Annotated in this window: 7 protein-coding genes; 5 read left to right on the top strand and 2 right to left on the bottom strand. The window is 41.0% G+C overall.

The features are described from left to right. The first annotated feature begins 211 nt into the window (after nt 1-211). From TY49_RS06610 to TY49_RS06600, 3 genes are all read left to right on the top strand, one after another. Nucleotides 212-976, top strand: a complete 765-nt coding sequence (locus TY49_RS06610; RefSeq protein WP_041965109.1) for an ABC transporter ATP-binding protein — start codon at nt 212-214, stop codon at nt 974-976. Beyond that, nucleotides 966-2,900 carry an FtsX-like permease family protein gene (locus tag TY49_RS06605; protein WP_041965108.1) on the top strand — a complete coding sequence of 645 codons (1,935 nt, stop codon included), beginning with the start codon at nt 966-968 and terminating at the stop codon, nt 2,898-2,900. Before TY49_RS06610 ends, TY49_RS06605 begins: the two co-directional genes overlap by 11 nt. Nucleotides 2,901-3,109: 209 nt before the next feature. Then, nucleotides 3,110-3,505, top strand: coding sequence for a hypothetical protein (locus tag TY49_RS06600; RefSeq protein WP_041965107.1), 396 nt, complete (start codon nt 3,110-3,112; stop codon nt 3,503-3,505). Nucleotides 3,506-3,570: 65 nt separating this feature from the next. Here the strand turns inward: TY49_RS06600 and TY49_RS06595 are convergent, their stop codons facing one another. Further along, nucleotides 3,571-3,756: a hypothetical protein gene (locus TY49_RS06595; RefSeq protein ID WP_041965106.1), complete on the bottom strand. Its 186-nt coding sequence runs from the start codon at nt 3,754-3,756 to the stop codon at nt 3,571-3,573. Between the two features lie 220 nt (nt 3,757-3,976). Here TY49_RS06595 and TY49_RS06590 point away from each other — a divergent pair, with 220 nt between their 5' ends. After that, nucleotides 3,977-4,600, top strand: coding sequence for a Crp/Fnr family transcriptional regulator (locus TY49_RS06590; protein ID WP_041965105.1), 624 nt, complete (start codon nt 3,977-3,979; stop codon nt 4,598-4,600). Here TY49_RS06590 and TY49_RS06585 read toward each other — a convergent pair. Beyond that, nucleotides 4,597-5,220 carry a Crp/Fnr family transcriptional regulator gene (locus TY49_RS06585; RefSeq protein WP_041965104.1) on the bottom strand — a complete coding sequence of 208 codons (624 nt, stop codon included), beginning with the start codon at nt 5,218-5,220 and terminating at the stop codon, nt 4,597-4,599. The two genes, TY49_RS06590 and TY49_RS06585, sit on opposite strands and share 4 nt — an antisense overlap. Nucleotides 5,221-5,419: 199 nt before the next feature. On the opposite strand from TY49_RS06585, the gene TY49_RS06580 reads away from it, so the two are divergent. Next, nucleotides 5,420-6,901 (top strand): 4-hydroxyphenylacetate 3-hydroxylase family protein, encoded by a 1,482-nt coding sequence (locus TY49_RS06580; protein ID WP_041965103.1) that lies wholly within the window; start codon nt 5,420-5,422, stop codon nt 6,899-6,901. The last annotated feature ends 1 nt before the right edge of the window (nt 6,902 follow it).

The raw sequence follows: 6,902 nt of genomic DNA, 5'->3' as shown, positions 1-6,902 counted from the left end.
AGCGGAAATGTGCGAACCTGATGTTACTTCAGACAAAACCAGAGGGAAGAGCCACGGAAATGTCCGAACCCGGGGCTACTTCAGACAAAACAAAGGCGTAGAGCTGCAGAAATGTCCGAACTCGGTACTTCTTCGAACAAAACAAGAGGGAAGCACCGCGGACATGTCCGATCGTACTATACAACTACATTTTTTTAAGGGAGGAACTAAAATGGTCATTTTGGATGCTCGAAATATCGTGAAAGTATATGGTGGATCGAGTGGGGAGGGTGCGACGAAGGCTCTTGATGGAGTTAGCCTTTCTATTAATAAAGGAGAGTTTGTTGCGATAATGGGACCGTCGGGAAGCGGGAAGACGACACTTCTCAATGTCCTGAGCGGTATTGACCAGCCGACTTCTGGCGAGGTCAGTATCTCTGGGGAAGAGATAAGCGAGATGTCAGGCGATCAGCTTGCACTGTTCCGTCGCAAACAGCTCGGCTTTGTTTTTCAGGAATTCAATCTCTTAGACAGCTTGACGGTCAAAGAAAATATCATTCTTCCAATGGTACTTGAAAAGAAAACAGCAGCTGACATGGATACGAAAGTTCATGGTCTTGCGAATCTGTTTGAAATAGATTCTATTCTAGACAAGTACCCCTATAATATATCCGGTGGACAGCAGCAGCGAACCGCAGTCAGCCGAGCGCTCGTAAATGACCCGGCGATGATTTTTGCGGATGAACCAACCGGGAATCTGGATTCCAAATCCTCGGCCGTCATCATGGAATGCTTTGAAAAAATAGTTGATGAACTCTCTACAACAGTTCTGCTAGTGACGCATGACGTTTTTGCTGCCAGCTATTGTCATAAAGTCGTTTTTATCAAGGATGGAATGATTTATTCGAGCATCGTGAAAAAAGGGAGCAGGAAGGAGTTCCTGAATCGGATCATGGATAATCTTGCTGTCTTAGGAGGAAGAACCTATGACATTTAATCAAGTGGTTTGGAAGATGGCGAAGGTTAATTATAAGAAATATATCTTTTATTATCTTTGCAACAGCTTTGCGGTGATGTTCTTCTTCATGTTCTCGACGGTTTATTTTAACAGGAGGGTCGAACAAGGGAAGAAGCTGGAAAGCCTGCAGGACGCATTATCGATTCCAGGAGCTGCGTTGATTATTTTTACAATATTCTTTATCAGCTATGCCCACAATGTTTTCATGAAAAAGAGAAAAAGTGAGTTTGGGCTTTTCATGACATTGGGCATGGCAAGAAGAGATTTAAGCATGTTGCTTATCTTGGAAAATGCAGCGATAGCCATCTTGTCCATTCTATCGGGACTGCTGGCTGGAGCGATCTTTTCAAGACTGTTTTTCATGCTCTTGATGAGTCTCATCGAAATGGGGGAAGTTCCCTTCCATTTTAACGCTAAAATGTTTTTTTACTCAATCGGAGCTTTCTTAGTTGTGTTCATTCTGGCTGTAGGGAAATCTCTGTTCCAGACAATGAGGAGCAGCCTGATTACTAGCATGAAGAGCAACAGATACGCTGATACAATCAAAATGAGAAGTCCGTTGATTGGCGGCTTCGGGCTGCTGCTGATGGCCGGCTCACTGCTGATTCTTTATTTTACATATGAAAGCTCAAATGGCGCTTACCTGCCGCTGTGGACATTGGCGATGTTATTGGGCCTGTATATCTCACTTAATCAGTCTGCTAGTTTCCTGATTAAGCTAGTTAAAAAGTTTCCCAGGTTTTACTATCGCAGATTGCTTTTCCTGAGCAGCCTCGATTATAAATTTAAGCAGTTGACATCGATCATCATGCTTGTGACAGTAATGATTATGATCACCATTTTTTATAGCACCTTATTATTGACCTTTTACAAGGCTTCAGAAAAGAATGCTGTAACTAATAATCCATATGATGTCGCTTTTTATCAGTCAGAAACGAAGAATACGATTTCCGATGGCGAGCTAAACGAGTTATTCGGTAAAAAGAAACATCTTGAAATCCCGATCTTGAATTATTATGAAAAACTAGAATATGTCGATGGATATCAAACTTATGACATCATGTCTGTGGATGATTTAAATAAGCTGATTTCGAGTCAGGTTAAGCTGGGGAAAAATGAGTACCTATTTTATTTAAACTCTGAACCAGAATATGCTCATACGGATATTGCTGAATCAATTAAGTTAACTATTAATAATGAAGCTATAACTTATACATTGAAAGATCAAGTGATTGAAAGAACGATCAATTTGTTGCCAAATGCATATGAGTTCATTGTCGTAAATCAGGACGAATTTGATTTTCTGCGGAATGAAGTGAAGGGGTACGAACTGAATCTTAATTTAATAAATGTGGGTGACTGGAAGGAGAGTGAAAGTGCTGTTGAAGGATTAGAAGAAAAATTAAAGCTCAACAATCAGTCAACTCCACCAATGGATTACCCTGATCTGGAGCATACAGCGGAATCCGAATTGTTTCGGGTTGCCTCGAAAATAGGCGACTATCATCAAAACAAAACCACTAATGGAATGATGTTCTATGTCACGACATTTTTAAGCATCATGTTCTTTTTCGGTACCTTTTTCCTGCTGTTTCTTAATCTCTTTTCCGAAGTCGAAACTGAGAAATTGAAATATTGGAAACTAAATAAAATTGGGATGTCATCAAAGGAAATTAAGCAGAATGTATCAAGAGAATTAGGGACAATCTTCTTCGCCCCAACTGTCCTCGGAACGACACTGGCTTTCTTGTACCTAGTAATATTATCAACAGACGTCGGGGGAATCATGAAAAACCCAGATATATTAATGCATTTCCTGCAAATTGCTGGAATTTACCTGGTCATCCAGGTGGGATCTTTCTTTTATGCCAGGAAGAAGATGTTATTGCAGTTGATTAATTAGAATTATTAAAGCCGCTTTCCAAAAGGAAGGCGGTTTATTTTAAGATAAGAAGTATAAATTTCACTTTGAGAATTGTCCAGCTCCAGCGCCTAGCCCCTCGAGACGTTTCGGTCCGACCGATGAAGTCAAAAAGCAAGTCGCTTGCGCTTTTCTTTTTCTACCCTAATCGACAGATTTATTTTATAATATGAAAAAGTGAGGTGAGAAAAATGTCAGAAGAAAGACTTGATCGATTAGAAGGAATGATGTCGCAACTGATTACCATGGTCGACAATCTGCATAACAGTATGAATGCTATGCAAAAGGACATGAAGGAAATGCAAAAGGATATGAAGGAAATGCAAACCGTCCAAAAGGAACATGGAAAAAAGTTTGAGGCAATTGAAACGAGAATGGACACTATTGAAACAAAATTGGACAAAATGGAAACAAAATTAGAAAAAATGGAAACAAAATTAGAAAAAATGGAAACAAAGAATGAATTAAGGCACGAAGTAGTATTGCATCAAATCAAAAGATTGGAAAAAGACCAGGATTTCATCTGGGAAAAGGCAGTGCGAAATGAGAGAGAACTTGAGATTATGAAAAGAACTTTGGAATCGTAATCTAAGCATCTTTTTGCTGCCAAGCTTACCACCTATCAGCAAGCTTGGCTAGTTTGTTACTTATCTTATTTACCCTTAGATGACTCTCCATGGAATTGCTCCAGTAACTCGATTATTCTTTTGTTCTGCTCCACTTGAATCTCCGAATTTTTATACATGCGATAAATCCAGATTAACAAAATGATTAATGAAACAGGCACAGCTAAAACTACGAAAAAAGACATCATCCCCATTATTGATGAGACAAACATAAAAAACCCCTCCTTGTTCACATTTTACTATTTAGTTGCATATCTTTTGGAATATAATGTTAAAGATTTATGAACTAATAATATATTATTCCAAGCACCTTCCATATTATCTTCCCTAGTAAACTCATTCTCTATTTTTTCCCGCTATGATACTTCAAAGTGTTATAATTATCATAATTATTAGAAAAGTCACCAGTATAAAGTAGAGGAAGGTGATGGTATGCATTTTCTTCGTTATCAATGGGAGCCGTATTTGTCTTATGGGCAGCTGTTTGAGTTTGAGAAGAACAAGGTTGTCTATCATCAGGGGGAAGCCGGCAGAGGAATCTATTATTTGAAGAATGGTGAAATCAAGGTTACGCTTCTTTCGGACAAGGGGGATGAGCGGATCATCAACATGGTTCCGCCTGGGATGCTGTTTGGTGAACATGGTATCCATGGGGAGCCATATTTGACCAGCGGAACGACGACTTGTCCCTCGTTGGTTTACTACTTTTCCGATGATGTCATTGCGACAATTTGCAGGAAACACCCGGAAGCGGCGGGAATTTATACAGATTCATTGATTTATAAATTCAGGACGCTTGCGGAAATTATTGCCCATCTGGACAGTCCGGTAGAGCAGCAAATGGCTTTTTATCTGCTCAAGCTTGTTCAGGAGAACGGGAATGCCTCGATGAACCAGACGGCTTTTGCTAAGTACATTGGCACGTCCCGAATTACCGTGAACAAGATTATTCAAAAATGGAAGCAAAAGGGGTACATAGAGCTTCATAAGCGTGAAATTATTATTATGAATTTTGATAAAATAAGGGCGATTGCCAGCAATCCGCATATGGATTAACTAACCAGGTTTCTGAGGAAATCTGGTTTTTTGATGAAGTATTTTCTTTTATCAATCTCAATGATCCCTGCTTCCTGCCATTGTTTGAGCACCTTGTAGACGGTGATTCTTGTGAGCCCGGTGCAGCAGGCAAGGTCTTGCTGGGAAATAGGAATTTCGTAATTTTTGAATTCATCGCAAATGTTGTGGAGTAAAACGGCTAGTTTTTGTTCAGATGTAAGCGCATTCAAATTAATGCGATCTAAAAGTATTTTCATTTTGTGGATGACGCTTTTAGAAAAAAGTTTAAAGAGCTCTGGGTGGGTGATCATCAGTTGTCGGAATTCATCTGCTGAGAAGTGATAAACGACGGAGTCTTTTACTGCAATTGCGGTTGTGAAATGGGTTTTCTGATCGAGTGACTGGACACCTAACAGCTGGTTCGGGATGACGATATTCAGCATGTTTTCTTTTCCAGCAGCTGATTCCGTTACGATCCGCACAAGTCCTTTATGAAGGTAATAAAAACCTTCTCCATATTCTCCTTGCTTATAAATGCACTCCTTTTTTCTGAAAAACTGTCGAGTGCCGTATTTCAAATAATTCTCCCAATGAAAGACTTCTTCATACACCGTAACCATACCAAAACCTCCCTATGAGTGAAGATGATATCTAACATTATCATAGGGTAAACTATGGAAAATTTCTATAATTTATTAGATAATTTAGACTTTTAAGAAAACTATTTTCTAAAAAACGTTAAATAGGCTACAGTTACGTTCAAAAATTAGTATTACAATTCATTATGAATTTTCAATTAATTTTTTTAGGAGGGTGAATATGGGAATTAGGACTGGAGCTCAATATATCGAAGCGGTTAAAGCACGTAAGCCTGAGGTTTGGCTCTCTGGTAAAAGAATCGAGAATGTATTTGAGGAGCCGGTGTTCAAGCAGCCGATCCTAGAAATTGCAAAGCTGTATGACATGCAGCATGGTCCAGAATTTCAGGAAAAGATCACTCACGTGTGTGAGGAAACCGGGGAGCGAGTGAACAATGCTTTCCTCGTACCAAAAAGCTATGAAGATTTAGTCAAGCGCCGCAATGTTTTCGAAGCATTTGCGAAGGCAACATTTGGTCTCATGGGAAGGACTCCAGATTTCTTGAACGTCGTTGTGACATCCATGTACTACAATTCCTGGTTCTTTGAAAAATACAATAAAAACTGGGCAGAGAATGTTCGCAACTATTATAAATACATCCGTGACAATGACATCTTCTTAACCCACGCGATTATCAACCCGCAAAATGACCGCAGCAAGAATTCACATGAACAGAAGGATACGTACACACACCTTGGTGCAGTAAACGAAACTCCGGATGGCTTGGTTGTCAGGGGAGCGAAAATGCTGGCAACACTTGCACCGGTAACAGATGAAGTGATTATCTATTCTTTCCCTGGATTTGCGCCTGGTGATGAAAAATATGCACTGGCATTCGCGATTCCGATTGACACTCCAGGGCTGCGCATCATTTGCCGCGAGCCAATGCAGGATGGGCAGCGATCCTTCTTCGATCACCCACTTGCTTCAAGGTTTGAAGAAATGGATGCATTGCTTGTGTTTGATGATGTCGTTGTTCCTTGGGATCGCGTTTTCCTTCATAACAATGTCGAGGCAGCCAATAAGCTTTACCCAATGACAGGCGCAGGACAGCAGCCAGCTCACCAGTCCGGTGTCCGTGGTCTTGTGAAATTGGAGTTCGCGACACAGGTAGCCATGAAGGTTGCCGATACAATCGGTGTCGATGGATACTTGAACGTCCAGGACCAGCTGGGCGAACTCGCTCAATCCCTTGAATCTATCCGCGCATTGTTAAAGGTTGCTGAATATGAGCACACAATGACCGAGCATGGGGAAGCAATGCCAGCTTATGTACCGCTGGAGACGATTCGCGGGTTGCTGCCGAAAATGTATCCGCGGGCCATTGAGGTCATCCAGATTGTTGGCGCAGGGGGCTTGCTGATGTCTCCAACAGGAGCGGATTTTGAAAGTGATGAACTGAGAGGTTCGATTGATAACTACTATGTTGGCCGAGAAGGAGTTACTTCTTTGGAACGCGTCAGCATTTTCAAACTAGCATGGGATCTGTGCGGAGAGGCATTCGGACAGCGTCTATTGCAGTATGAGCGCTACTACACAGGAGATCCAATCCGTAAACGCGGTATTTTCTATAACAACTATAAGCGCCAAACATCGCTAACAATGGTTGACGAGGCGTTAAAGGGCGCACAGCTGGATAATAAGGAAGCGCTTACAAACTAGC

It is taken from the genome of Mesobacillus selenatarsenatis SF-1 (assembly GCF_000813125.1).
In the GTDB taxonomy this organism is placed as follows: Bacteria; Bacillota; Bacilli; order Bacillales; family Cytobacillaceae; genus Mesobacillus; species Mesobacillus selenatarsenatis.
This window is presented reverse-complemented; position numbering and strand designations above follow the sequence as displayed.

Coding starts and splice junctions, on each gene's coding strand:
- TY49_RS06610 (WP_041965109.1), top strand. CDS start 212: ATGGTCATTTTGGATGCTCGAAATATCGTGAAAGTATATGGTGGATCG.
- TY49_RS06605 (WP_041965108.1), top strand. CDS start 966: ATGACATTTAATCAAGTGGTTTGGAAGATGGCGAAGGTTAATTATAAG.
- TY49_RS06600 (WP_041965107.1), top strand. CDS start 3,110: ATGTCAGAAGAAAGACTTGATCGATTAGAAGGAATGATGTCGCAACTG.
- TY49_RS06595 (WP_041965106.1), bottom strand. CDS start 3,756: ATGTTTGTCTCATCAATAATGGGGATGATGTCTTTTTTCGTAGTTTTA.
- TY49_RS06590 (WP_041965105.1), top strand. CDS start 3,977: ATGCATTTTCTTCGTTATCAATGGGAGCCGTATTTGTCTTATGGGCAG.
- TY49_RS06585 (WP_041965104.1), bottom strand. CDS start 5,220: ATGGTTACGGTGTATGAAGAAGTCTTTCATTGGGAGAATTATTTGAAA.
- TY49_RS06580 (WP_041965103.1), top strand. CDS start 5,420: ATGGGAATTAGGACTGGAGCTCAATATATCGAAGCGGTTAAAGCACGT.